This is a genomic window from Rhizobium sp. Root274 (genome assembly GCF_001429245.1).
GTDB lineage: Bacteria > Pseudomonadota > Alphaproteobacteria > Rhizobiales > Rhizobiaceae > Allorhizobium.
Window position 1 is genome coordinate 1126066 of sequence record NZ_LMJE01000001.1, and the last position, 24079, is coordinate 1150144.

Annotated in this window: 25 protein-coding genes; 1 reads left to right on the forward strand and 24 read right to left on the reverse strand. The window is 59.4% G+C overall.

The window, feature by feature from the left end; all coding sequences use genetic code 11:
* Window positions 1-48 precede the first annotated feature (48 nt).
* From ASE36_RS05615 to ASE36_RS05640, 6 genes are all read right to left on the reverse strand, one after another.
* Complete coding sequence (locus tag ASE36_RS05615) at window positions 49-453, reverse strand: hypothetical protein (RefSeq protein WP_062611267.1); 405 nt, start codon at window positions 451-453, stop codon at window positions 49-51.
* 157 nt (window positions 454-610) lie between these two features.
* The gene (locus ASE36_RS05620) at window positions 611-1699 is read right to left on the reverse strand and encodes an ABC transporter ATP-binding protein (RefSeq protein ID WP_062276349.1); all 1089 of its coding nucleotides are present in this window, start codon (window positions 1697-1699) and stop codon (window positions 611-613) included.
* Window positions 1700-1715: 16 nt separating this feature from the next.
* A complete protein-coding gene (locus tag ASE36_RS05625) occupies window positions 1716-3371 on the reverse strand; it encodes an alpha-amylase family glycosyl hydrolase (RefSeq protein WP_062276351.1) in 1656 nt (551 codons plus the stop codon).
* Window positions 3372-3407: 36 nt separating this feature from the next.
* The gene (locus tag ASE36_RS05630) at window positions 3408-4553 is read right to left on the reverse strand and encodes a carbohydrate ABC transporter permease (protein ID WP_062276352.1); all 1146 of its coding nucleotides are present in this window, start codon (window positions 4551-4553) and stop codon (window positions 3408-3410) included.
* 1 nt (window position 4554) lies between these two features.
* On the reverse strand, window positions 4555-5565 hold the full coding sequence (locus ASE36_RS05635) for a carbohydrate ABC transporter permease (protein ID WP_062276354.1): 1011 nt from the start codon (window positions 5563-5565) through the stop codon (window positions 4555-4557).
* 123 nt (window positions 5566-5688) lie between these two features.
* Window positions 5689-7050: an ABC transporter substrate-binding protein gene (locus ASE36_RS05640; RefSeq protein ID WP_062276355.1), complete on the reverse strand. Its 1362-nt coding sequence runs from the start codon at window positions 7048-7050 to the stop codon at window positions 5689-5691.
* A 277-nt stretch (window positions 7051-7327) separates the two neighbouring features.
* Here ASE36_RS05640 and ASE36_RS05645 point away from each other — a divergent pair, with 277 nt between their 5' ends.
* On the forward strand, window positions 7328-8359 hold the full coding sequence (locus ASE36_RS05645; protein ID WP_062278116.1) for a LacI family DNA-binding transcriptional regulator: 1032 nt from the start codon (window positions 7328-7330) through the stop codon (window positions 8357-8359).
* A gap of 23 nt (window positions 8360-8382) precedes the next feature.
* Here ASE36_RS05645 and folD read toward each other — a convergent pair whose 3' ends face one another.
* From folD to motC, 18 genes are all read right to left on the reverse strand, one after another.
* Window positions 8383-9282: a bifunctional methylenetetrahydrofolate dehydrogenase/methenyltetrahydrofolate cyclohydrolase FolD gene (gene folD / locus ASE36_RS05650; RefSeq protein ID WP_062276357.1), complete on the reverse strand. Its 900-nt coding sequence runs from the start codon at window positions 9280-9282 to the stop codon at window positions 8383-8385.
* 197 nt (window positions 9283-9479) lie between these two features.
* Complete coding sequence (locus tag ASE36_RS05655) at window positions 9480-10013, reverse strand: flagellar basal body-associated FliL family protein (RefSeq protein WP_062276359.1); 534 nt, start codon at window positions 10011-10013, stop codon at window positions 9480-9482.
* On the reverse strand, window positions 10013-10378 hold the full coding sequence (locus ASE36_RS05660; RefSeq protein ID WP_062276361.1) for a hypothetical protein: 366 nt from the start codon (window positions 10376-10378) through the stop codon (window positions 10013-10015). The genes ASE36_RS05655 and ASE36_RS05660 overlap by 1 nt, the downstream gene beginning before the upstream one ends.
* 24 nt (window positions 10379-10402) lie before the next feature.
* The gene (locus tag ASE36_RS05665) at window positions 10403-10960 is read right to left on the reverse strand and encodes a rod-binding protein (protein WP_062276363.1); all 558 of its coding nucleotides are present in this window, start codon (window positions 10958-10960) and stop codon (window positions 10403-10405) included.
* Between the two features lie 33 nt (window positions 10961-10993).
* Entirely contained in the window at window positions 10994-11404 is a 411-nt protein-coding gene (locus ASE36_RS05670) for a hypothetical protein (protein ID WP_062276365.1), read from the reverse strand.
* A gap of 14 nt (window positions 11405-11418) precedes the next feature.
* The gene (fliR, locus tag ASE36_RS05675; protein ID WP_062276367.1) at window positions 11419-12168 is read right to left on the reverse strand and encodes a flagellar biosynthetic protein FliR; all 750 of its coding nucleotides are present in this window, start codon (window positions 12166-12168) and stop codon (window positions 11419-11421) included.
* Entirely contained in the window at window positions 12165-14252 is a 2088-nt protein-coding gene (gene flhA / locus ASE36_RS05680) for a flagellar biosynthesis protein FlhA (RefSeq protein WP_062276369.1), read from the reverse strand. Before flhA ends, fliR begins: the two co-directional genes overlap by 4 nt.
* Window positions 14253-14359: 107 nt before the next feature.
* Window positions 14360-14626 (reverse strand): flagellar biosynthesis protein FliQ, encoded by a 267-nt coding sequence (gene fliQ, locus ASE36_RS05685; RefSeq protein WP_062276371.1) that lies wholly within the window; start codon window positions 14624-14626, stop codon window positions 14360-14362.
* Window positions 14627-14686: 60 nt separating this feature from the next.
* On the reverse strand, window positions 14687-15142 hold the full coding sequence (flgD, locus tag ASE36_RS05690; protein WP_062276373.1) for a flagellar hook assembly protein FlgD: 456 nt from the start codon (window positions 15140-15142) through the stop codon (window positions 14687-14689).
* Window positions 15133-15582 (reverse strand): flagellar biosynthesis repressor FlbT, encoded by a 450-nt coding sequence (flbT, locus tag ASE36_RS05695; RefSeq protein ID WP_062276375.1) that lies wholly within the window; start codon window positions 15580-15582, stop codon window positions 15133-15135. The genes flgD and flbT overlap by 10 nt, the downstream gene beginning before the upstream one ends.
* Window positions 15579-15926 (reverse strand): flagellar biosynthesis regulator FlaF, encoded by a 348-nt coding sequence (flaF, locus tag ASE36_RS05700; RefSeq protein WP_062276376.1) that lies wholly within the window; start codon window positions 15924-15926, stop codon window positions 15579-15581. The genes flbT and flaF overlap by 4 nt, the downstream gene beginning before the upstream one ends.
* Window positions 15927-15962: 36 nt before the next feature.
* Window positions 15963-17027: a flagellar hook-associated family protein gene (locus ASE36_RS05705; protein WP_062276377.1), complete on the reverse strand. Its 1065-nt coding sequence runs from the start codon at window positions 17025-17027 to the stop codon at window positions 15963-15965.
* Between the two features lie 6 nt (window positions 17028-17033).
* Entirely contained in the window at window positions 17034-18488 is a 1455-nt protein-coding gene (flgK, locus tag ASE36_RS05710; RefSeq protein ID WP_062276378.1) for a flagellar hook-associated protein FlgK, read from the reverse strand.
* 21 nt (window positions 18489-18509) lie between these two features.
* A complete protein-coding gene (locus tag ASE36_RS05715; RefSeq protein ID WP_062276379.1) occupies window positions 18510-19715 on the reverse strand; it encodes a flagellar hook protein FlgE in 1206 nt (401 codons plus the stop codon).
* 131 nt (window positions 19716-19846) lie between these two features.
* Window positions 19847-20518 (reverse strand): transcriptional activator Rem, encoded by a 672-nt coding sequence (gene rem / locus ASE36_RS05720; RefSeq protein ID WP_062276380.1) that lies wholly within the window; start codon window positions 20516-20518, stop codon window positions 19847-19849.
* A gap of 280 nt (window positions 20519-20798) precedes the next feature.
* Window positions 20799-21380 carry a transglycosylase SLT domain-containing protein gene (locus ASE36_RS05725; RefSeq protein WP_062276381.1) on the reverse strand — a complete coding sequence of 194 codons (582 nt, stop codon included), beginning with the start codon at window positions 21378-21380 and terminating at the stop codon, window positions 20799-20801.
* Window positions 21304-22734 carry a flagellar hook-length control protein FliK gene (locus ASE36_RS05730; RefSeq protein ID WP_062276383.1) on the reverse strand — a complete coding sequence of 477 codons (1431 nt, stop codon included), beginning with the start codon at window positions 22732-22734 and terminating at the stop codon, window positions 21304-21306. The genes ASE36_RS05725 and ASE36_RS05730 overlap by 77 nt, the downstream gene beginning before the upstream one ends.
* 1 nt (window position 22735) lies before the next feature.
* Window positions 22736-24076, reverse strand: coding sequence for a chemotaxis protein MotC (motC, locus tag ASE36_RS05735; RefSeq protein WP_062276385.1), 1341 nt, complete (start codon window positions 24074-24076; stop codon window positions 22736-22738).
* Between the last annotated feature and the right edge of the window lie 3 nt (window positions 24077-24079).

Consider the following 24079-nt stretch of genomic DNA (forward strand, 5'->3'; position numbering starts at 1 on the left):
GCGGATTGTCCTGCACCGGCCTTCAAACTTCGGTCTGTTGTCGCGGGGTTACCAGCTGCGCACGTCGAGAACGCGGTCCTTGTGCGCCGGGTGCGTCGAGAAGACGAAGATGCGGTCGAGCTCCTTCTGCGTCAGCAGACGGAGGAAGCGGATCTCCGCGGTGTTGTTCGGAAAGGTCTTCATCAAGACGGCGCCAACCTTGTTGATGCGCGCATCCGGGATGTCGAGATAGAATTGCTTAGGCAGGTTGACCTGGGTCAGCAGGGCGATCACCGCGCCGCTCATGGAAATGCGGATGACGTCGCAGCGCCGCGCCGCCATATGTGTCATGCCGTTCTCGGTGTATTCGAGACGCCCGGCATTCATCGTGTCTTCCATGCGGTACCGGTTTTCCCGGTCGTACATGAAGGATTCTTCCTTTTTCAGAAAGTGATTGCCACCTGCCGTTCTCATCGCTCTACCCTTGTCTTTTTTGTCGTTTGTTATGGGTAAAAGCTAGCAGTGACAGCTTAACAGTCGGTATGTCGCGCAGCGCCAAACTTGGCTGCGAAAAGCCCCCGTTATTGCTAGGGATAACGAGGGCTTAACATGTCAGAAAATGGGAAGGCGATCAGCGTCGGTAGGTCTGGCCGGCAGCGTCGAACAGATGGAGCTTCGTCCGGTCGGCAGAGAAGCGCAAAGTCTGGCCCTTTTTCACGTCGACGATGCCCGGCAGCTTCACCACGATCGGTTCTTCCTCGACCGGACCCATGACATAAAGAAGCGTGACTTCGCCGAGGCCTTCGACGATCGACACCGTGCCTTCGAACAGGAACTGATCGCCCGTCGCGATGGAAAGATCCTCGGGGCGGACGCCAAAGCTTGCGGCCTTGCCGTTTTCGGTCGCTGCGGTCTCGATATCGACGGCGACTTCTGAGCCATCCTTGAGCTTGATGCGGGTCACAGCACCGGTCTCGATGATGGTGGACGGCATGATGTTCATGGCGGGTGAACCAATGAAGCCGGCGACGAAGAGATTGGCCGGACGCTCATAGAGTTCAAGCGGAGGACCAACCTGTTCGATCTTGCCGGCCGAGAGCACGACGATGCGGTCCGCCAGTGTCATCGCCTCAACCTGGTCGTGGGTGACGTAGATCATCGTGGTGTCGGCCATCTGCTCGTTGAGCTTGGCGATCTCGATGCGGGTCGCGACACGCAGGGCGGCATCGAGGTTGGAGAGCGGTTCGTCGAACAGGAAGACCTTGGGGTCGCGGCAGATGGCGCGGCCGATGGCGACGCGCTGGCGCTGGCCGCCGGACAGAGCCTTGGGCAGACGGTCGAGGTAAGGGCCGAGCTGCAGGATGTTGGCAGCCGAGCGGACGCGGCGATCAATCTCTTCCTTGCTCTCGCCGGCGATGCGCATGCCAAAGGCCATGTTGTCGTAGACGGTCATATGAGGGTAGAGCGCATAGGACTGGAAGACCATGGCGATGCCGCGCTTGGAGGGCGGCACATCATTGACGAGCTGGCCATCGATATACATCTCGCCACTGGTGATGTCTTCCAGGCCGGCGATCATGCGCAGCAAGGTCGACTTGCCGCAACCGGACGGGCCGACGAAGACAACGAACTCGCCTTCCTTGATCTCCAGATCGATGCCGTGCAGGACCTTCACCTGCCCGTAGGCCTTGCGGATGTCTTTCAGAACCAGACCCGTCATTTCTCTTCCTCCCCTGTCAGGCGTGGCGCGCGAAATATGCGCCCCAGGCCGGCAATTCTACCTTGTTATCTTTCGTCTCACCGGTGAATCCGTGCCCTTCCAGCGCCAGCCATTCGCCTTCGGGCAAGGCCATGGTTGCTGGTTCCGGGCTCATGTTGAACAGGCAAACTAATTTCTCGTTGCCGAGCGAGCGGGTATAGACCAGCGAATGCTCGCCCGCCTCGTGGAAGGTGATGTCGCCCTTGGCGAAAGCCGGATGCTGGCGACGGAAGCCGAGGAAACGGCGGTATTGCTCCAGGACGGATTCGTCCTTTCCGACCTGCGTATTGACCGAGCGCAGGACGTGCTCGACCGGGATCGGGAGCCAGGCCTTGGCAGCTGTGGAGAAACCGGCCTGGGTGGCGTGATCGTCCCAGACCATCGGCGTGCGGCAGCCGTCACGCCCCTTGAATTCCGGCCAGAACTGGATGCCGTAGGGATCCTGCAGGTCTTCAAACGCGATATCGGCTTCGGTGAGGCCGAGTTCTTCGCCCTGATAGATGCAGACCGAGCCGCGCTGAGTGAGCAGCAGGGCGGACATCATCTTGGCATAGGCTTCGCGGTCGAGGACGCCCGCACCCCAGCGGCTGATGTGGCGCACGACGTCGTGGTTGGAGAAGGCCCAGCAGGCCCAGCCCTCGGGTGCTGCGGTCGCAAAGGCGTTCTGGGTGTTGCGCACGACTTCCGGCGTCAGAGGCTCCGGCGCCAGGAATTCGAAGGCGTAGCACATCTGCATCTTGTCGTTGCCGGATGTGTATTCGCCGACGATCTCTAGACCACGCTGACTGTCGCCGACTTCGCCGACCGCTGCAATCGCCGGATATTCGTCCAAGAGCGCGCGGAAGCGCTTGAGGAAGGCGATGTTCTCAGGGCGGTTCTTGTCGTAGATGTGCTCCTGGAAATTGTAGGGGTTGACCGCTGGCGCCGTCGAGGCGTTGCGGCGTTCCGGGGCGAGCGCCGGATTGTCGCGCAGTTCCTTGTCGTGGAAGTAAAAGTTGATGGTATCGAGGCGGAAGCCGTCGACGCCGCGGTCCAGCCAGAAGCGGGTGGCGGCAAGCAGCGCATCCTGAACCTCGGGATTGTGCAGGTTCATGTCCGGCTGAGAGGTCAGGAAGTTGTGCAGGTAATACTGCATGCGGGTGGGGTCCCAGGCCCACGCCGAGCCGCCGAAGATCGACAGCCAGTTGTTGGGCGGCGTGCCATCCGGCTTGGGGTCGGACCAGACATACCAGTCGGCCTTGGGGTTGACGCGGCTGGAGCGGCTTTCGACAAACCAGGGATGCTGGTCCGAGGAATGGGACATGACGAGGTCGATCATCACGCGGATGCCGAGGCGATGGGCTTCGGCGATCAGACCGTCAAAGTCCGTGAGCGAACCGAACATTGGATCGACATCGACATAGTTCGAGACGTCGTAACCAAAATCCTTCATCGGCGAGGTGAAGAAAGGCGAGATCCAGATTGCATCCGCCCCGAGATCGGCGATGTGCTGCAGGCGGGCGGTGATGCCCTTGAGATCGCCGATACCGTCGCCGTTGGAATCCTGATAGGAGCGCGGGTAGATCTGGTAGATCACCGCACCGCGCCACCAATCCTTGTCCGGGGTCATGACGGAAGTCTGAACTGCACTCATGAAGTCATTCCTGTTGGTATAGGTCTAAAGGCCTCGTCAGCCGCCCTTCACGGATCCGGCAAGGAGGCCGCGCACGAGGTATCGCTGCAGGCCGAAGAAGACGAGAAGCGGCACGATGATGGTGATGAAGGCCGAGGCCGTGAGGATTTCCCAATTGCCACCACGCGAGCCGAGAAGGTTAACCAGGCGTCCGGTCAATACGAGCTCGTTGTCACCGGTTCCTAGGAAGACCATGGCGACCAGCAGGTCGTTCCAGGTCCAGAGGAACTGGAAGATCGCGAACGAGGCGAGCGCGGGATAGGAGAGCGGCAGTACGATCTTGGTGAAGATCTCGAAATCGGAGGCGCCGTCAACACGGGCCGATTCCATGATCTCGCGTGGCAGGCCGGCGATGTAGTTGCGCAAGAGATAGATGGCGAGCGGCAAGCCGAAGCCCATATGGGCGAGCCAGATGCCGACATAACCCTTGGCCGGCACGCCAAAGAAGGCGCCGACCCCGTTATACATCTTCAATAGCGGGATGAGCGACATCTGCAGGGGAACGACAAGCAGGCCAACGATGACGGCGAGCAGGATCGAACGGCCGGGGAATTTCATCCAGGCAAGTGCATAGGCGGCGAAAGCGGCAACCAGGATCGGGATGATGGTCGAGGGGATGGCGACCGTCAGCGAATTGAGGAACGATTTGCCGAGACCTTCTGCGGTTAGAACCGTTTGGTAGTTCTCCAGCGTGAAGCGCGGCGGCACCGAGGCGGTGAAGAAGATGCGATCGCCACGGGAGCCTTCGAAGGCGGTCGCGGATTCGATGCGGAAATCACCGTTTTCCTGGAGCGTCAGCTTGCTGCCGTCATTACGCTCGGCGGTCTGGCCAGGCTCATAGGCTGCCGGGGCGTTGATGTTGATACCGAAGGCAGAGACGCTGCCGGGATTGCCTTGGAAGACATTGCCAGAGATCACGTAGGCGCCGTTTTCCTGAACCTGGGCGCTCGGCGGCGGGGCGCGATAGATCGCGTTCTGGCTGGAGGTGCCCAGCGCGGTCCACCATCCGGAGGCGACGATCTGGTCCTTGTCGCGCAGCGACGATATCAGCAGGCCAGCGGTCGGCAACGTCCAGAGCACGACCAGGAAAAGGACGGTGAGATTGACAACGATCGACAGGGGCGAAAGCTTCTTCGTGACCATCTCAGTGTCCTTCCATTTCCCGGCGGGCATTGCGGATGTTCCAGATCATGATCGGCACAACCATGATCATGATGACGACTGCGATTGCGGCACCCTTGCCGAAGTCGCCACCGCCGCGGAACATCCAGTCGAACATCAGGTTCGCCAGAACCTGGCTCTGCCACTGACCGTTTGTCATGGCGAGAACGATGTCGAAGACCTTGAGAACGAGGATGGTGATGGTGGTCCAGACGACGGCGATCGTCGTCCAAATCTGCGGAACCTTGATCTTGATGAAGATCTGCCAGGGATTTGCACCGTCGATGACGGCGGCTTCGATGGTTTCTTCCGGAATGCCGCGCAGGGCCGCCGACAGAAGGACCATGGCAAAGCCCGTCTGGATCCAGATGAGGATCACCATCAGGAAGAAGTTGTTCCAGAAGGGCAGCGAGATCCAGATCTGCGGATCGCCGCCCAGCGCCATGACGATGGCATTCAGGATGCCAATCTGTTCGGAGCTGGCATCGCGATAGTCGTAGACGAACTTCCAGATCACGGAGGCACCGACGAAGGAGATGGCCATGGGCATGAAGATCAGCGACTTGGCGATATTGCCCCACCAGATCCGGTCGGTCAGCGCTGCGATGATCAGACCAAAGAAGGTAGAGCCGGCCGGGACCACGATCAGCCAGAGGATGTTGTTGGAGATCGACTGGCGAAACTCGGCGTCTTGGATCATCCAGCGGTAGTTGGCCATCCCGACATAGTTCTCCCCGGCCCGGTCCATGAAGGAATAGGCAATCGAGGAAAAGAGCGGGTAGACCAGATAAACTGTCAGCGAAATCAACGCCGGGCCGAGAAAGAGCCACGGACGGATCAAGGAGGCCCGGCGCAGATTACGCGAGGCCTTGGCCGTGTCTGCGATGCGCGACGGAAAGATGCGGTCCAGCAGCAGGTTCGAGCCGTAGAAATAGCCGATCGCTGCTGCGACGCCGACGAGGATCGTCAGCAATGCAAAGAGTAACTGTTCCAAGATGTCCCCTCCCTGTCGATCGCTCCGCGTCGCCCATCAGCGCCCGGGGCATTTGTTCTTGTGTATCGACGACCGGGCCACATCTTCTCAATGCGGCCCGGCGAATTGCGGTCAGTTGTGGGCTTACTTCAGCCCGTCCCAGGCCTTCTGAATGTCGGCTGCGACATCCGCGGCAGGCTTGCCACCGGAGTAGTCAACCATACCGGTCCAGAATGCGCCAGCGCCGATCTTGCCAGGCATCAGGTCGGAACCGTCAAAGCGGAAGGTCGTGGCGTTCAGGAGAATATCGCCCTGCTTCGCCATCGGCGGGTTGGCATAGGTTGCCTTGTTGGCACCCTTGAACGGCGTGAGGAAGCTGGACTGCGCCATCCAGACTTCATGCGCGATCGGGGTCTTGAGGAACTCGATGAAGGCGCGGGCAGCCGGGCTGTCCTTGGCGATCATGGCGAGCGTGCCGGCGCCGAGAACCGGGTTGCCGAGGTCTGCCTTCGACGCGTAGGGGGGCATGTAGAAGAAGTCAGCGTCTTCCCCGACCTTCGTGCCTTCCGGGAAGAAGGACGGAATGAAAGAGGCCTGATGGTGGAGGTAGCACTTCGGCGGTGCGCCGAAGAGGCCCTTCGGGCTGTCGCGGAAGTCGGTCGAGGCGACGGCCTTCGACCCGCCATCCACGAACTTGTCGTTCTTGGCAAACCAGCCGAATTCGTCGATCGCAGCAACAACGGCCGGATCGGTGAACTTCACCTCGTTGGTGACCCACTTGTCGTAAACATCAGCCGGCTGCGTGCGCAGCATCATGTCTTCGACCCAGTCGGTTGCCGGCCATCCGGTCGCACCGCCCGAACCCAGACCGATGCACCACGGCGTGCCACCGTCGGCCGCGATCTTCTCCGTCAGAGCCTTCAGCTCTTCCATGGTCTTCGGCACTTCGTAGCCGGCGTCCTCGAAATTCTCAGGCACATACCAGACCAGCGACTTCACATCGATCTTGTACGGGAAGGCATAGAGGGCGGCCGTGCCGTCCTTGCCCTTGTAGGTGGACAGGTCAACCCATGACTGGCCAGCCGAATAGTTTTCCAGGAGCCAGGACTTGGTTTCGTCGCCGAGCGGTGTCAGATGACCCTTCGAGGCGAGGTCGGCGATTAGACCCGGCTGCGGCAGGATGGCCACGTTCGGCGGGCTGCCGGCCTGGGTGTCGATAACGATCTGCTGCTCGTAGTTTTCAGAGGACGAATACTGAACGTCGACGCCGGTGGCGTCTTCGAAATAGGCCAGGACGCTTTCGAACAACACCTGGTCTTCGCCGCGCCAGGGGCCGAAGATGGTCATCGATTGACCCTTCAAGGCGCTGTTCGCAGCCTTGTACTGTTCAAAGCTTGCCCAGTTGAACTTGCTGTCTTCGCCCGGCTTGAACTTCAGGTCTGCTGCGGCGGCAGTGCCGGCGACCAGCGCGGCTGCTGCCACGGTCATCAGAAACATTTTCTTCATGTGATTAACCTCCCATCACATCGGACGGCCAACGTCCTTCGGTCCGCACTTTCTTCAAAGCGCTTTGGCGCCTATTTCATCCCATTGGGTTCCATCACGAGTCAAGCGGCTTTTGTGCATTTGCTTGAAAACGTCGCACCATGCCGCAATGCAACATGCAGATGCCTTGCTTTCAGTCAGTTTCCGCTTGTGAAACCGGTCCGGCCTGAGCCATAGTCGAAGCGCTTTGAGCGCAATTCGGGAGGTCGCGCACGAGCTTGGGAGAGGAATGCCAGCAGTGAATCTCAAGGAATTGTCTCAGCTGCTCGGGCTGTCACAAACAACGATCAGTCGCGCGCTCAATGGTTATCCGGAAGTCAGCGAGGATACGCGCCAGCGCGTGTTGCTGGCGGCCAAGGAGACGGGGTATCGGCCCAATCGTGCGGCCCAGCGGCTGGCAACCGGCAAGGCTGGCTCGATCGGGCTGATCATGCCGATCTCGCCGGATCATAGTTCCGATATGCATTTTGCCGAATTCCAGAGCGGTCTGGCAGAAGCTGCGATCACCCAGGATTTCCACTTCGTCATCATGCCGGCAAAGGCGAACCAGGAGGAGGAGGCTATCCGGTGGCTCGTCGCGAGCGGTAGCGTCGACGGATATTATCTCGCTTATGTGCGAGAGAGGGACCCGCGGATTGCTATGGCGAAGTCCCTGTCGCTGCCATTCATCGTGCATGGACGATCTTATGGCATGGAGCTGGATTACCCCTATCTCGACGTCGACAATGAAGGCGCGTTCTTCGATGCGACACGCTTCCTGATGCAGTTGGGACACAAGCGCGTGGCGCTCCTGAATGGACCGGCCGATCTGGATTTCGCCTTTCGCCGGAAGCTCGGCACCGAAAAAGCGCTGGCGCAGGCACAACTCAGCCTCAATCCCGCGCATGTCCGGCACACGTTCATGGGGGACGAACAGGGCTATCGCGGCATGAAGGAAATTCTGGCACATCCGGAGCGGCCGACTGCGGTGCTCTGTGCCAGTACGGTGCTCGCGCTCGGGGCCGTGCGCGCCATGAACGAGGCGGGGCTGAAGCTCGGCATCGACATGTCGCTGATCGCCCATGACGATGAGTTGCCGTTGTTGAAGCCGGAGAATTTTTCCATTCCCCTGACAACCACGCGCTCGTCGTTGAAGGCAGCCGGCAGACGCGTGGGGGAGCGGCTGATCGGGATGATCAGCGGGATGGCCCCTGCCCTGCCGGAGCAGGAATTGTGGAAGGTGGAACTGGTGGTCAGAGCCTCGACCGGACCGGCGCCTGCAGGCGCCTGATCCGGTGTGACGACATTGCGTGCTCAGAACTTCGGGGCAGACTGTCCGGCGCGGCGATAGGCGGCGATCACGGTATTGGCCATCAGCATGGCGATCGTCATGGGGCCGACACCGCCCGGAACGGGCGAGATCGCCTTGGCCACCGGCTTGCATTCGGCAAAGGCCACGTCGCCGACCAGCTTGAACTTGCCCTCACCCTTTTCAGGCGCATCGATCCGGTTGATGCCCACATCGATGACGGTCGCGCCCGGTTTCAGCCAGTCGGCCTTGACCATTTCGGGACGACCGACTGCGGCCACGAGAATGTCGGCCTGCCGGGCGAGTTCCGGCAGATCGCGGCTGCGCGAATGCCCGATGGTCACAGTAGCATTGGCGTTGAGCAGCAGTTGTGCCATCGGCTTGCCGAAAAGGTTCGAACGGCCGATGACCAAAGCATTGAGACCCGAGAGATCCTTGCCGTGAATCTGGCGCACCAGGATCATGGCACCGGCTGGCGTACAGGAGACGAGGCCGGTTTCAAGATCCCCCGTCGCAAGCTTGCCGGCGTTGACGACATGCAGGCCGTCGACATCCTTTTCCGGCAGGATCGACTGGATGACCGGCTCGGACTGCAGGTGCCGGGGCAGCGGAAGCTGGACGAGGATGCCGTCGATCTCCGGATCAGCGTTCAGCGAGGTGACGAGTGCCATCAGGTCGTCCTGCGAGGTCTGCTCTGGCAGCGTATGCTGGATCGAGTTGAAGCCACACTGCTTGGCCATGCGGCTTTTTGCGCCGACATAGGCATGGCTTGCCGGATCGTCACCGACAATGACGACCGCAAGTCCCGGACGACGATGTCCATTCGCTTCGAGTTTTCCTGCCGCAGAACTTACCGCTTCGACCACCGAGGCAGCCGCCGCCTTCCCATCAATCACCGTCGTCACTGTGCTTGTTCCTCGTCTCAGACTGTCGGCAAGCTAGCGCCATCACAGACGTCGCGTTTGCCTGTCCCCGTCCTATGCTGTCAAATTGCGGCAATTTGCAAGGGTGAAGCACGCGCTGGTACGCACGTGAGAACGCCGAGCCACGCGACAGTAGCGAGGCTCGGCGTGAAGAGGGCAAATGAGTGGGGGGCAGGAGGTCAGTGACCGGAGGCTGGCTTTTCTTCGACCTTCTCGCCTTCGACGACCGTGGTCTTCGCCATCGCGCCAGGAGCACCATCGGCTGCCTTGCGGGCGGCGTCCTTGGAGACGTAGTCCAGCTGTTCGATCATCACCTGATCGACCATGCCTTCACCGAGGCGGGCATTCATTTCGGTCTTGACCTCGTCACGGAACGCCATCACGTCGAAGGCACCGACATTGGCAATGTCGACCATCTTGTTTCCGACCAGAAGGGTGAAGAGTTCGTCCGTCATCATTTCAGTGACGGGCAACTTCTGCCCCTTGATCTTTTCCTTGTCCATCATGAAGGAAATGCGGGTCAGGAAGTATCCCTGTACATCGCCGCCGGCGAGCACCGGAATGGTGATCGGCTCGCCGCGAACGAGTTCGAGCGCAGGCTTCTCCGCTTCAGCGCTCGGTGCGGCAGGCGCCGTGGCGAGATAGATAGAGCCGTAGACCGCGCCGAGCGTTACGATGCAAACCCACAGACCGATTCCGAGTATCTTGCCCATCAGAACTCGCTGAACTGGAACTGTTCCTGAGAGTAGGTGCCATCAGCATCGGCATCCCGCATGGCATTCTTCAGGAGGTCGGCCACAGCACGTACGGCACCGAGATGTGCCTCGACGCGGCGCGCATTGGTCGCGAGCTTTTCCTTCAGAGCATGCAGTTGCTCGACATAATTGACGGCGAATTCGCGCGGATCGGTGTCGCGGAACAGCATGGTCAGCTCATAGAGGCAACGGCTCTTATGGGCATTCGACACCTTGAAATCGAACTCCGGATCCTTGCCGATCCGCTCGTTTTCATTGTCGATGATGCGCTCCAGGCGGCTAAGCACCGTCTTGACCCGATATTCGCTCGAAACAACTTCCATGAAATTATACCTTGTTTTCGATCTTTATGGATTCTGGCTTTCGGCACTGGGGCCCAGGGTCCGTCGCTCGAGATCGGTCACCCAGCTCAAGGCCGCGCCGCGATTGGTTTCGTCCGTCTTGGCATTTACCGTCTCGTCACCACGCGCGCGCTGAAGGGCCTCGTGATACATCTGATCGGCAATGCCGACGCCACCGGATTCGGACAGGACGGAGCCGATCTGTTCGGCCATCATGCTCTTCCACATCTCACCGGCATTGCCCTTGCCATAGACTTCCTCGCTTTCGCTCGGCAGCATGGTTTGGACGAAGTTGGTGAGATAGACGGCTTCGAAGTTGCGATAGACCTTGGGAACCTTACCGTCCTCGTCCTTGTGCTGGGCTGTCGCTTCAACACGGGCAGCATTGGTCGTGCGGTTGAGGATATCGACCGTCGCGCCGAAGCCCTCACCCTCTTCTGCGAGGCTGGTGGCGAGAAAGTTGGCGCGGTTGGTCTTCATCTGCTCCTGGGCAGCGGCAACTTGCGACGGATCTGCAGCGCGGACGACGTCCAGCACGAGATCGCTCGGGGTTGATATGGCCACGATGACATCCTCGATGTTTGTTCGTGGCGACTATCACTCCCCAAGCTTGTCGGAGGCTGGTGTGGCAAAGCGGATGTCGATCAGATCGTAAATCGCGTCATCATCAGCGGCCCGTTCTTCAAGGGCGCGAGCATCCTTGCGGTTCTCTTCCAGCCGATCGCCCTTGGCACGCTCGCGCAGCAACTTCATTTCCTGCACTTGTTGCAGACCGTGAAGCTGCTTGTCGGTGTTGGACAACCGGTCGAAACGGTCGGCATAATTCTGGGCAAACAGACGATGGACGGGGTCGAGGGAGCCGATCGCTTCCATGACCAGATCCATGGATCGGGCGTTTTCCTCGATGCGCTGGGCCGTGATCCCGAGATCGCTTTCGGCCATGCGTTCCATATGACGCTGGACGGCGACGAGGCGCTTCAATTTGTCTGATTTCTTCTGGGGCGCCATGGAACCGCGCGTCCTTAAAAGTTGAAGATCATCGGAAAATAGCGTCCGAACTGCATGACCAATGCGGCAATGGTGAAATAGACCAGGATCAGGCCACCGATCAGAAGATAGGGCGTTGAGATGTAGAAAATCGGTATCTGCGGCGCGAGCTTGTTCACGAGGCCAACGGCGACGTTGAACATCAGCCCGAAGATCAGGAAGGGGCTGGCCAGACGCAGCATCAGCATGAAGGTCTGGGACAGGGTATCGGTGAGTGTGATCAGCATCTTCTGGCTGTCCGGCATGCCACCGAGCGGCATGACGGTGTAGGATTCCATCAGCGCCTTGAAAACGATGTGGTGGAAGTCGAGAAGGAACAGGACGAGCAGACCGGAGAAACTGAGAAGATTGGTCAGCTGGGTTTCGCTCGTGTCTTCAAGTGCGTCACCGCCGCCGGGTGAGCTGAGACCGATCGCCATCGAAATGGACGTCCCCGCGAACTGCAGGCCGAGCACGTAGAAGCGCGGTACGAGACCATACATCAGGCCGATCATCAGTTCTGCCATCAGAACCGGGATCAGAGGCGCGCCGCCGCCGGCCACGCGGGGATAGATGCTGTCGAACAGAAGCGGCGCCATCGCCATCGATACCGCCACAGCAAGGAAAAGCCGGGTGGTGGCGGAAATGCGGGCCGAGGAGAAGCCCGGCAGGGTCATGAAGCAGGCGCCGATGCGGCAGAAGACCGCAAACAGCACCAGAACAGTCCCCTGCGGGTCGGAAATCATGAAATAGAGCCCAGGATCTTGATCTCGATGCCCTTGGCCAATTCGACATGGGAGAGGACCGGCAAGGTCGCAAAGAGTCGTTCGATAATCATGCGCACATAGGAGCGCGTTTCCGGCGAGGTTACAAGAACGAAGGGCAGACCCCGGTCCATGAATTCACGGATAACGCGGCTCGCCTGCTCGGAGAATTCTTCGAGATTGCGCGGGTCGATGTCGAATTCGACGATTTCGCCCTTGGCATCACGCTTCAGTGCCTGGTGGAAGACGAGATCCCACTTGGACCCCAGACGCAGCACGCGCAGGACGCCGTTGTCGGTGAGGTCGCCGCAGAGCTGCTGGGCCATGCGGACGCGGACATGTTCGACGATCTGCTCGGTCTTGCGCACATGCGGTGCGAGCTCGGCAACCGCTTCGAGGATCAGATGCAGGTTGCGGATCGAGACACGTTCGGCAAGCAGCAGCTTCAACACGGCCTGCAGGCCGGAATAGGACATATGCGAAGAGCAGATCTCGTCGGCCAGTTTCTTGTATTCAGGGTCGAGCCGATCGATGAGGATCTTCACGTCCTTGTAGGACAGAAGCTGCGGCAGGTTGTTGCGGATGACTTCGCTCACATGGGTGAGAACGACCGATACGTTGTCGATCGGGTGGAAGCCTTCGCGTTTCAGCTCCTCGGTGAAGGTTTCCAATACCGAGACGGCCGGCATGCCGAAGGCGGGTTCGCGGATCTCATCGCCTGGAACCTTCGGTTTACGACCGGATCCGGTGACGACGAGAACCTCGCCCACGCGCAGATTGTTGGACGCGATCGTCGTGCCATGGATGCGGATCTGATAGGATTTCTCCGGAATGCCGATGTCGTCCGTGACCTTGATTTCCGGCACCACGAATCCGTACTGGCTGGCGAACTTCTTGCGCATCTTGCCGACGCGGAAGGCCAGCTCCTGATGCGCTCCCAGAAGACGCGTCGAGACGAGCTTGCCAAGCGCAAGCTCGATCTCCGCCGTCTTAAGCACGGACTTGACGGAGTCCTTCTCGGCCTCCTTGCTTTGCATAACCTTCTTTTCTTCCTGGTCACGCTTCAGCTTGTTTTCGGCTTCGACCTGGCGCGGGATGAACCATGCGCCGAAGGCCATGAGACCTCCAAGCGTCATGAAGGGGATTAGCGGCAGTCCCGGGACAAGGGCGAGCGCGCACATCAGCACGGCTGCAACTGAAAGCGCACGGGGATAGCCGCTCAACTGATTGACGACGGCCTGGTCAGTCGAGCCGGGGGTGCCGCCGCGCGACACCAGAAGGCCGGCAGCCAGCGAGACGATCAGGGCCGGAACCTGGGAGACGATACCGTCACCGACCGAGAGCTTGACGAAGACGTCCGCTGCCTGGCCGATTTCCATGCCGTGACGGAAATAGCCGATGATGATGCCGCCGAAGACGTTGATCGCCGTAATTATGAGGCCGGCGATCGCATCGCCGCGGACGAATTTGGACGCACCGTCCATGGCCCCGAAGAAGGAGCTTTCCTGCTCCAGTTCGCGGCGACGATGCTGGGCTTCGCGCTCATCGATGATGCCGGCCGACAGGTCGGCATCGATCGACATCTGCTTGCCGGGAATGGCATCGAGGGTGAAGCGCGCGCCGACTTCCGCGATACGCGTCGCACCCTTGGTGATGACGATGAAGTTGACCGTGATCAGGATCATGAAGACGATCAGACCGATGACGAAGTCACCGCCCATGACGAGGCTAGAGAAGCCGGCGATGACACCACCGGCTGCGCCATGTCCCTCATGCCCGTGGGACAGGATCACGCGCGTCGTCGCGATGTTGAGCGACAAGCGGACCATGGTTGCGATCAGCAGGATCGTCGGGAATGACGAGAAATCGAGGGGCCGCTGGATCCACAGCGATACCATCAGGATCAAGACCGAAAAGGCGATCGAGAAGGCCAGACCGAGGTCGATCAGGAAGGGCGGAATGGGCAGGAAGAGAATGCACAGGATGAGGACGATGCCCAGGGCAAAGCCGATGTCGCGTCCGTTCGGACTGACTTTCGGAATCACGAGTGCAGGTGGTTGCGCCATGTCTGTTCCATCTCTTCATGAGAAGTCAGCCAGAGTGTCATACCTCTGGCAGTCTGCGGATCAGGCATAAAGGTCGAAGCTTGCGCGAGGGTGGCAGGTCGTCCTGGTCAGAATCCCGATTGCACTCTCGAAAAGACGAGATTGGCAAAGAGCGAGATCTGCCCGCCGACAAAGGGGGCGGAGATGCCGATGGTGATCATGATGGCAAGAATTTTCGGCACGAAGGTGAGGGTCATTTCCTGCACCTGCGTTAGCGCCTGAATGAGGGCAATCACGATACCCACGATCATGCCGGCTGCAACCGCCGGCCCTGAGGCGACCAGAATGGTCCAGATCGCCGCTTGCATGATGTCGAGCGCATCAGCTTCGTTCATCGGTGTTTCCTTCCGGAGTGGCGAATCATGCCCTTCCACTCCGAAAGGCCTAGCATGTTCCTATTCGGTCGTCTCGGTGGTCGTGGTGGTCGCGGGCGTGCCGACGCGAACACCGACAGTGATTGGAATTTCCTTTCCGTCGGTGGTCGTGGCGACCATCGTATCGGAATAAACCCGAACTGAAGACACGACGCCCGTCGTCTTCTCATCCGCGCTCGTGATCGTCTTGCCGATATACGAGGACGCGTTGGTCAGGGCGTTACCGTTGATCAGCGTTTCGAGGTTTGAGTTCGTCTTGATAGTCTGTTCGACCTGCGAGAAGGTCGCCAGCTGGGCGATCTGCTCGCTGGCCTTCATGGGATCGGTCGGATCCTGGTTCTTCATCTGCGCGATGAGCAATTGCAGGAAGTTGTCATAGTCCAGAGTTGCACTTGCCGAAGCCGCAGCCGCGCTTGCGCTGCTGCTGGACGACGCAGAGGTCGTGGACGTCGCGCTGGTTACTGCATCTACCGCCATGGAGCGATCTCCTTGCGAATCTGTTCGATCGTGGCCGGCGCCATCTCCTGATTGTTAAGGATCTGGTCCTCGATCGGATAGAGCGAACGGATTGCCTTCAGGGCGTCAAAGGCGCGGCCCGACGAGACCATGCCGTCGATGCGCTTCAGTTCGGCGAGGATTTCCTCGTTCTCGAAGCAGGTCAGCAGCATGATCACCGACTTGCGGAACATGGCCAGCGACTGGTCCTTACCTTCGGGGTTGATCAGCATCATCTGCGCGATGAAATACAATTGGCGCAGCGGCGTCGTGGCCTGCTCAGGCTGAAGGACGTGATTTTCCAGCAGGAAGGTCACATCGTTGAGGAACTCGAGAGCAACCTTCCGGTCGACGCGCAAAACCGCTCCGTTGATGAAAATACGTTCGCCCGACTTGAGCGAGATGCGCAAAGTGCTCTTCATTTAAGTCCATCCCTGATGATGGTTGTCACGTCGATGATGCCCTGGAAATTCATGGACTGGCGCTTCCGAATCCGGTCGCACTCTTTCAAAATCCAAATGGCTATGGAGATCAGATTGGCGCGAAGGTCATCGGCCAGCTGATTCTCCGGGTTCTGCAGGTCCTCAATCAAGCGGACCCAAACCCGGCGGGTGTAGTAGATTGCTTCGATCGCCTCGCGGCCGTAGCCGCTCTTATCGCGGGCGGCGCTCAGAAGCTGGATACAACGATCAAGGGCTTGGCGTTCGCGCTCTTTCGCGTCGGCAACGCCATCTTCCATGATTTCGGCGTATGAGAACTGGTACATTCAGTTGCCCTTCAGTTTCATTTCACCCTTTGCTCATCAAAGGTAGTTGACAAGGCTCAGCGCCTGGATCTTCGAGGTCAGGGTGTAAGATGTCTCCACCATGGACAGCAAAGAGTTAACGCGCGTCGATGCTTCGTACGCATCGACCTCAGTTTTGCTCGCGAGACTGGTCTCGATAATGTCGACCTGGATCTGAAGCGAAGTATCGGCCTTCTCGATGCGGTTCTCGGACAATCCGAGCTGCGAACGGGTAGAGTTGATGCCGGTGATGGCTTTTCCTGTGTAACCGATCGCCGCATCCACAGCGGTCGAGACCGCATCGGCGGGTGCGCCGATCTGTAACAGTTCCTGCGTGATGACAGATGCCAGCGCGAAGTATCGGAAGCCGTTTTCATTCGCCGAAGCCGACGAATTGACGGTTTCGGATTGTGTAATGCGGCTGGTCATCACAGCGTCGGTGGCACCTGACCAATCGGTGTTCCAGTCGGTGCCGGAATACATGGGCTCAAGCGTCGAGGTGATGAAATCTTCCATGCTAGGCGCGGCGCCTTTGGCAACGATGCCTGCGGTACCCACGGTGTCGGTCGGCGGGAAGCCGAAGTAGCCGGTGAAGGCCGCGTCGAAAGCAAGCTTGGCATCTGACGTCGGGGTGTATTCAGCAAGCGGCTGAACATCCGTGTTGATACCGGCGAACAGGAATTCTCCGTTCGCAGACTGGTTCGCCATGCTGATCATTGTCGACAGCGAATTCTTCACCGTCATCACGGTGGTGTTGATCGTGTCGCTGTTGGATGCACCCGAGATGGTGATCAGCGACGTGTTCATCTCCTCGGCGGCGGTTGCGATCTGCTTTAGCGCCTCCTGCGATGCCGACAAGCGCTGCGTGGCAATCGAGTTGTTGTTGATCATCGATGTCAGCCGCAAGCTCTCGCGATTGAGATCGACCACCGTCGAAGTTTTGGTGCCCAGTTCCGCTCCGATATCAGCGTAGGAACCGGTGCTGACCTCCTGCTGCGCCTTGAGCAACTCGTTTTGAGCTTGACGGATGGTCAGGCGCATTGAAGTCTGAGTTGAGAGATTGGATACGCTGGACGTCGACATCAGGGATTACCCCGCCATTTCGAGTACGGCCTTCAGCATCTCGTCAACGGTGCTCACGAGCTTGGCTGCGGCCTTGTATGACTGCTCTACATCGAGCAGCAGCGATAGTTCCTCGTCCAGACTTACCGCCGTCTTTGAGGAGTAGGTCTGGAAGGTCCGCTCATAGAGCGCCTGTTTGTTTTCGTCTGCGGTCGTCGCATTGGAGCGAAGCTCTTCGAGCCAGCCAATCGAGTTGCTGGAGAAGGTCAGCACGCTCGCGGTCGTTTTGAGGTCCGCGTCGGCGGAGAAGGACCGTTCCGCGGAAAGTGCGTCGACATAAGCGTTGATCAGGTCTGTGTAACCCGACGAATTGTTGGTATTCTTGACGTAGCCTGGGCCGTTAATTCCGCCGTCGCGAACCAGCATGGGGTCACCACCGGCATCAGAGCGCACAGCATCGTTGACCTTAATCAGAGCGGCGAGACCAGGTTGTACAGTGCCGGTCGTCGGGACCGTGCCGGTCGGCCAGGTGAACAGCCCTGGAAGCTCATTGATACCGCCTGAATCGGTCTCGGCAAAAGCTTCGATCAGGCCGCGCGCCACTTCATCGAGCTGCGTTTGAAAAGTCGGCGCGATCTCATCGCGGAGCTGAACCAGCGCAGCAAGCGAACCCCGCCCATCCGTATTGCCGCCTACGCCTGCCCGTACCGGAGTACCGTCGATATAGATGGGATTGCCGGTAACCGTAGAGTCGTAAGTGTAAGTTCGGTCGAACGTAACTTCGCGAGGATCTGTCTCAAAGAGCGTCGTGCCATCTGAGGTGTAGAGCACCATGTCGCTGTTGTCGCGCATGTTGATGCTGACACCGACAATGGCTGAGATGTCTTTGAGAAGCGTGTCGCGACGATCCAGGTAATTGCTCGGATCATCGCCGGTCGCCGTCATCCGCACAACCGTGTCGTTGACGGTCTTGAACTCGGCGAGAAGCTTGTTCAGCGAATCCACCTGCTGATAGATCTGCGCATCGGCGTCCGCGCGAACACGCTGCGTGGTCGTCGTCGCATTATTCAGCGAATTTGCAACGTCGATTGCATCGGTAACCACCGTAGATGCCAGAGCGTATTCGCCAGGCGCTGCGGCGAAAGACTGCAGGCTGCTCTGGAGATTGGCCAGGAACGTCGAAGTCGACAGTTCCTTGTCGTTGCCACCAAGTGCGTTAGAAAGTGTAGTCAATCCATCCAGCAGCACTGTCTGCGCGCTTTGCTGCGAAGTGGAAGACGAAAGCTGTCGCAGCAGGGCCGTTTGCTGCGACCGCTCGTTCTGGGTCGTCGATGCACCGTAGACCGTCTGCACCACCACCGACTGCCGGCGAACATAGTTCTCGTTCCCATCATTGGCGATGTTGGTCGACAACACCGATGTCTGCTGGGACGTGTTCCGGAAAATCGAATTGGCAGTGTTAAGCGACGATGCAAGCGACATAGGACTAACCTACTCTTTCGATTATCTCTTCAGGTTGACCAGGACTTCCATCAATTCGGAGCCTGTCTGGAAAACCTTGGAGTTCGCGGTGTAATTCCGCTGAGATTCGATCATTGCGGTCAGCTCCTCTGCGACGTCCACGTTGGAGTCTTCAAGGGCACCCGAGATGATGGACCCGAACCCGCTCGAGCCGGCGTAGCCAAGGATGACAACGCCAGAGTTATTTGACTGGGTGTAAAGGTTGCCCGCTACAGGATTGAGATTGTCCGGGCTTTGGACACTGGCCATCGCGACGCGGAATTTCGGCACGAGATCGCCATTTTCATATGCGACGGAGACCACGCCCTTTTCATCGATTTCATAGCCCTTGACCTTCGACGCGGCATTACCGTCCACCTGGCCGACCTCGACCGAGAAGGAGGAGGCGAGCTGGGTCGTGTCGCCGATCTGCAGCGCGATGTCAGGCACTTCGGCACCATCGATGGTGAAGCCATCTAGCGTCAGTTCGCCGCTGGCTGGGGTGATGAGCTGACCATCTGTATCGAACTCAAGCGTCGTGGTCGCGAGCACCGTCGTCGGCGTGCCAGGACCCGTCGCCGTCACCGACCATTCGTTGTCGGTCACCTTCGTGTAGGTAAACTCAATGAGACGGCTGGAACCCTGGCTGTCGAAGACCTTCAATGAGGTCTTCTGCTCAAAGCCGTCCGCTTCTCCATTGGGCAAGTTGACATTCAGCGTGCCTGCGGTGGAGGCGACGGCCGAAATGCCGGAGCCAGAGAGATCAACCGGTTGCAAACCATCGAAGCCATTCACGACGATGGTCGGATCAGCGTTGGAATCGTACTCATAACCCTGAAGCGTGTAGCCGGCGGTGTTTTTGAGCGTTCCGTCCTCCTGTAGGACGAAGGCCCCGGCGCGGGTCAGATAAGGGGTGCCGTCCGCGCCCTTCACGATGAAGAAGCCGTCGCCATTGATCGCAAGATCCGTCGTCGAAGTCGTGTAGCTGAACGTGCCTTGGCTGGAGATGGAATAACGAACGTCCGTTTCCACACCGCCAGAATTATAAGCGCCGTTAGAAGTTGGCAAAATCATCGATGAAAATTGCACCGAGGCCTTCTTGTAGCCGACGGTGCTGGAATTGGCGATGTTGTCTGCGACCGTACCCAGGCGGTTTGCCTGCGCATTCATGCCGGAGACACCCGTTCGCATAGTTCCGTAAAGGCTCATATTGAAATCCTCGTTTGCGTAGTCATGTCAGAGGGTATGAGGTGGGCCTTGCGTGAAGCTGTCTGGCTTTGCGGCTCTCGACGGAAAATCGTTCAAGAGCCGCCGCAGTGGGATCCGGCTTGGGCGCCGGATCAGCTCCAATCGATGCAGTAGCCGAGGAAGCGCTTGGAATCGACTGGATCAAAACCGAGCTTCTTGCGGAGCTTCTTGCGAAGCTTCGAGATGTGGCTTTCAACGACGTTCTCTTCGACCTCTTCGTCGAAGATGCCGTAGATCGCGTTGAAGATCTGGGTCTTGGAAACACGACGACCGCGGTTTGCGACCAGGTATTCCAGGATGCGACGCTCGCGGCGCGGCAGCGGGAAGACGTCGCCAGCGATCTCGGGATCACGGCCGTCGGAGAAAACCTTGATCGGGCCGATCTCGGTAAAGTTGGTAATCGCACGCAGGCGACGGCGGATGGCCGCAGCCCGTGCGAGGATTTCCCGGGGATGAACCGGCTTGCGCACGACGTCGTCGACGCCGCAGTCGAAGAGCGCCAGGGTCGCTTCGAGCGAGGGCTGATCGCTGACCGCGATCACAGGTGCCTGGGTCCTGTCGCGGATTGCCCGCGGCAGTTCCAGCATCGCTTCGCCCTGTCCGATGAGGAAGGCCTCGACTGCTGCAATGTCGGAATCGGCCGCCGTATTGACCCATTCCCCGAACTCTCTTGGGTCGAATCCCGTTGAAGGAATCCCCTCGCGCCCAAATAGAGATGTGTATCCGTCTTTCACGAGCTCACGCTCATCAACCACGACGATCATTCAGCCGCCTCCGAATCAGTGTGGTGTTTCGATACGTAATGGGTACGAATCGTGCGATTCAGGGACAACTAGGTAAACTTAATGACAGATATTAATAATTGATTAAGGATTCGGTGCCGATTTGACCTATATATAGTAGGTCAAGACAGATACTCACACTATTTTTTAGTGGAAAAGTTAACGCAAGCCTCGCGCAAGCTCTTGCAACAGCCAATTTCGACGCAGTCTTGCCACAATCTGCAAATCGCCCTTGGGGCGCCTGTCAATCAATTTTTGGTTGCTATTCACCGCAAAATTGTCGCGCCGGAGGAGTCCAGTTTCCATAGCCTGTGGCGACCAAATTGGCGATCACACGGCAGACGTAGCGCTTCTGGGCGGGGTCGTTATCTGGTCCGGCGTGATACCGGGCCACGGCCATCGTCCAGGTTTCATGGCGCTGATGCAGATTGCTCAGGAAGCTGGCTGCATACTCCACGTTCCGCTGCGGGTCAAACATGGCCTGGACCGAGGTAAAATGCTCTCCGTGGAAGTATTGGTTGATCTGCATGCAGCCGACATCGATCAGCTTGGCACCGCCGTTTCGCGCCTTCTCGAAGGCATCGAGCGCCTCGTCCAGACCCTCGTAGTAATAGGCCTTTCCCTCCACATTGAGCGCGTATGGCTGCAGGCTCCCTTTGCGCCCCGTTTCCGTCAGACCCACGGAATAGAGGATACCTTCCGGGATCCCGTATTTCGCGGCCGCTGCACTGATCTGCCGTTCGCAGCTGCCGACGCTTGCCATCGCCTCAGATGTAAAGCTGATCAGGGCGAGCGCTGCGAGTGTCGCCAGACGGAAGTTCAGTCGGCTGCACCACACGCTCATCGCTTGTCCTCGCATTGTTGCTGGCACTCTCGCCCCGGGCACGACCATCACTCCCCTGCCCGCCGGACTGGAACGTCTGCTGTCCTTGTTGCTGGCTCGCCAGATTATTCTGCCCGGCATCGGCGCTGCGATCTGCCGATGTCACCTGCATATTGACCTGCACATGATCAACGGTAAGCCCCTGCGCACGCAACGACTTCAGAATGTCGCTGGAGTCGTTCGAGAGCTGGCGGAGCGCTGCGGGATTATCCACCGTCAGCTGCACACTCAGCTCCTCGCCGGACAGACGCAGTGTCGCCGTCACGCTGCCGAGTTCAATCGGGCTCATCTGCAGCTTAAGCGTATTAACGACCTTGCCTTGGCTGGACTGGGTCGCTGCGTTGGCGAGCTCCGATCCAGGCGTCATAGCGCTCACCCATTCGCTATCACCGAGCATGGCGGCGGTGATCGAAGCGCCATTCGTGGTCGAGGCCGGTGCGATAAATCTGCGCGCATCAAGGACCGTGACGGTGTCGACTGCAGCGGTCTCGCCCGTCTCTTCCACGCCCGCCGTCGCATCGCTCTGCAAGATCATCGGCTCGCCCTTACCGTCTGCCCTCACGACACGGAAGGTCCGATCAGAAGTCTCTGACTGCTCATCCGCTCCCTGAGAAAGGTCCGAGGCAGTCGCGGCGGTCGAGGCCAGAGCTTCCGACACTACCGCGTGGGTCTTGTGCTCGACCGCAGGCTTCAGCGTCTCCTTGCTGCCTCCCGCGTCATCCTCAAGCTTCACTTCGCCAGCAGTGGTCCCCGCAAGCAGCCGCAGGACGTCGGTGAGGTCAGCACCCTTCTTTTCCTCCGCCGCCGTTTCATCACCTGAAACCGCAGCTATCGCCGGCTGTTCGTCCGTGGTCGTCTTCTTTTCCCGAAGTCCGGCCAGAGCCTTTGCCAGCTCAGACTTGGTCATGACCTCGGCGGGGGCGGTGGTGGTCGTGTTGCTCGTCGTCTCGGTCTCGGGCTTCGCACCCTTTGTCTTCGACCGCGCGGCGGCCAGAAGCTGGGCAAGGTCGTCGGTTGGCATATCCGCGAGTTCGGCCGGGAGTTCATTCTGGGTCGACACCTGTGTCGACGAAATATCGATGACCGGGCGCCTTGCATGCGTCACCGGCGTTTTGCCCTGTTCCTCCGCCGGTTCGGCGGCACTTTCGCTGCCATCCTCGCGCAGGCTCGCATCCTTCTCCCGATGATTGCCCGAGTTCGAAAGGACCTTCGAAAAGCTGCCGTCCTGGGTCTGATCTGCGCTGGCAGCGGAGCCGCCTTGCTGCAACACCGGACCGGGTGTGGGTGCCGGGGGAGCCGATAGTGCATCCATCATGTCAGGGGCCCTCTTTCTTGAGAAGATCATCGATCGCATCCAATTTGGAGCGACCGGCATCGACAAAGGTTCGCAGTTCGGGGTCTATCTCGGGGGGCTCTGCGCCAGCGGCGGCGGGTTGCACCGTCGCAGCCGGTGTGTCCACCGTGCCCGCAACATCTGCCGCGGCCGTGGGCGGCGCAGCCAGGGGATCCTGGAGCTCCGGATCGGTTTCGGCCGCAGCGACCCCAGCATCAGGCCCCGAACCGGCACCAGGGTCGGCAAGCGTGCCTTCAGGTGGCGGGACCGGAGCTTGGGGCTTCCGCAACACTTCCTTGGCGACCGCTTCGGCCGCTTGGCGCAGTGCACGATCTTTCGGCGACAATGCAGCCTCGGGGATCTGCATCAGCGCGGCCATGGCGTCGTCTACATTTTCGGTCGGAACACCGGCAAGACTGCCATACAGCTTGGCGAGCGCATCGTTTTCCGCGCCGTTGCCCGACAGCGCCTTCGCCTGATCCGCCGCCATCACCGCCAGGTCGCGGCGACCGGCGATCGCTGCCTGGCGAGCAATGCGGAGGTAAACTTCGCGGCGGCGGTCGGCATCCATGTAGCCCAGCGTCGCCTCGATATCTTCCGGCTTCAGGACGTCATAATGCTCGACGACGAAACGCACGAACAGATCGGCAAACTGGCTAGCATAGGGGGAATAGAGAAAACGGCGGGCATAACGATTGGCATAACCGGATGCTTTGTCGACGATCTTTGCATCGACAGCAACGGCGAGCGAGCGACGCAGCGCCGCCTCCTCCACGATCGTTCCGGGGGCCGTCAGCCGAGCCCAGTCATAGAACTTGAGTGAACCGACCGGATCCTTGGCGATGGTCACATTGCCGGCAACAAGAGCCAGATAAGGGGCAATATCCTCATTCTTGTATTCGGTGACCATGTCACCGAGTGTCTTTGCGATCAGCGTGCCCTTGCCGCTCAGATATTTGCGCAGGGCATCGGCAACTCGGTTGTCGAAGTTGCCGTCGACGTCACGGGCAACCAGGAACTCCAGGGTGGCCGGATTGCCGCCGCTCATGGCATAGATCAAGGCTGCATCGACGTTACGCGGGTCTTCGAACACGGAAGGATCTGCCGTCCGGAGCCGCTGGTCGATGGCGCCCAGCATGAAACGCTGCATCTCGGCGGCGGAATGGTCGCCGCGAACGACAGTGTCCTGAACGAATTGCAGCGAGCGCAGCATTCGATAGGGTTCGATGGTGTCATCCACATTCTGCGCACGCGCCGACAGGCCGCCGTTCAGGACGGCCGCAGCACAAACGAGCAGAGAGAGGGAGAACCGCCGAATTGCCATGAA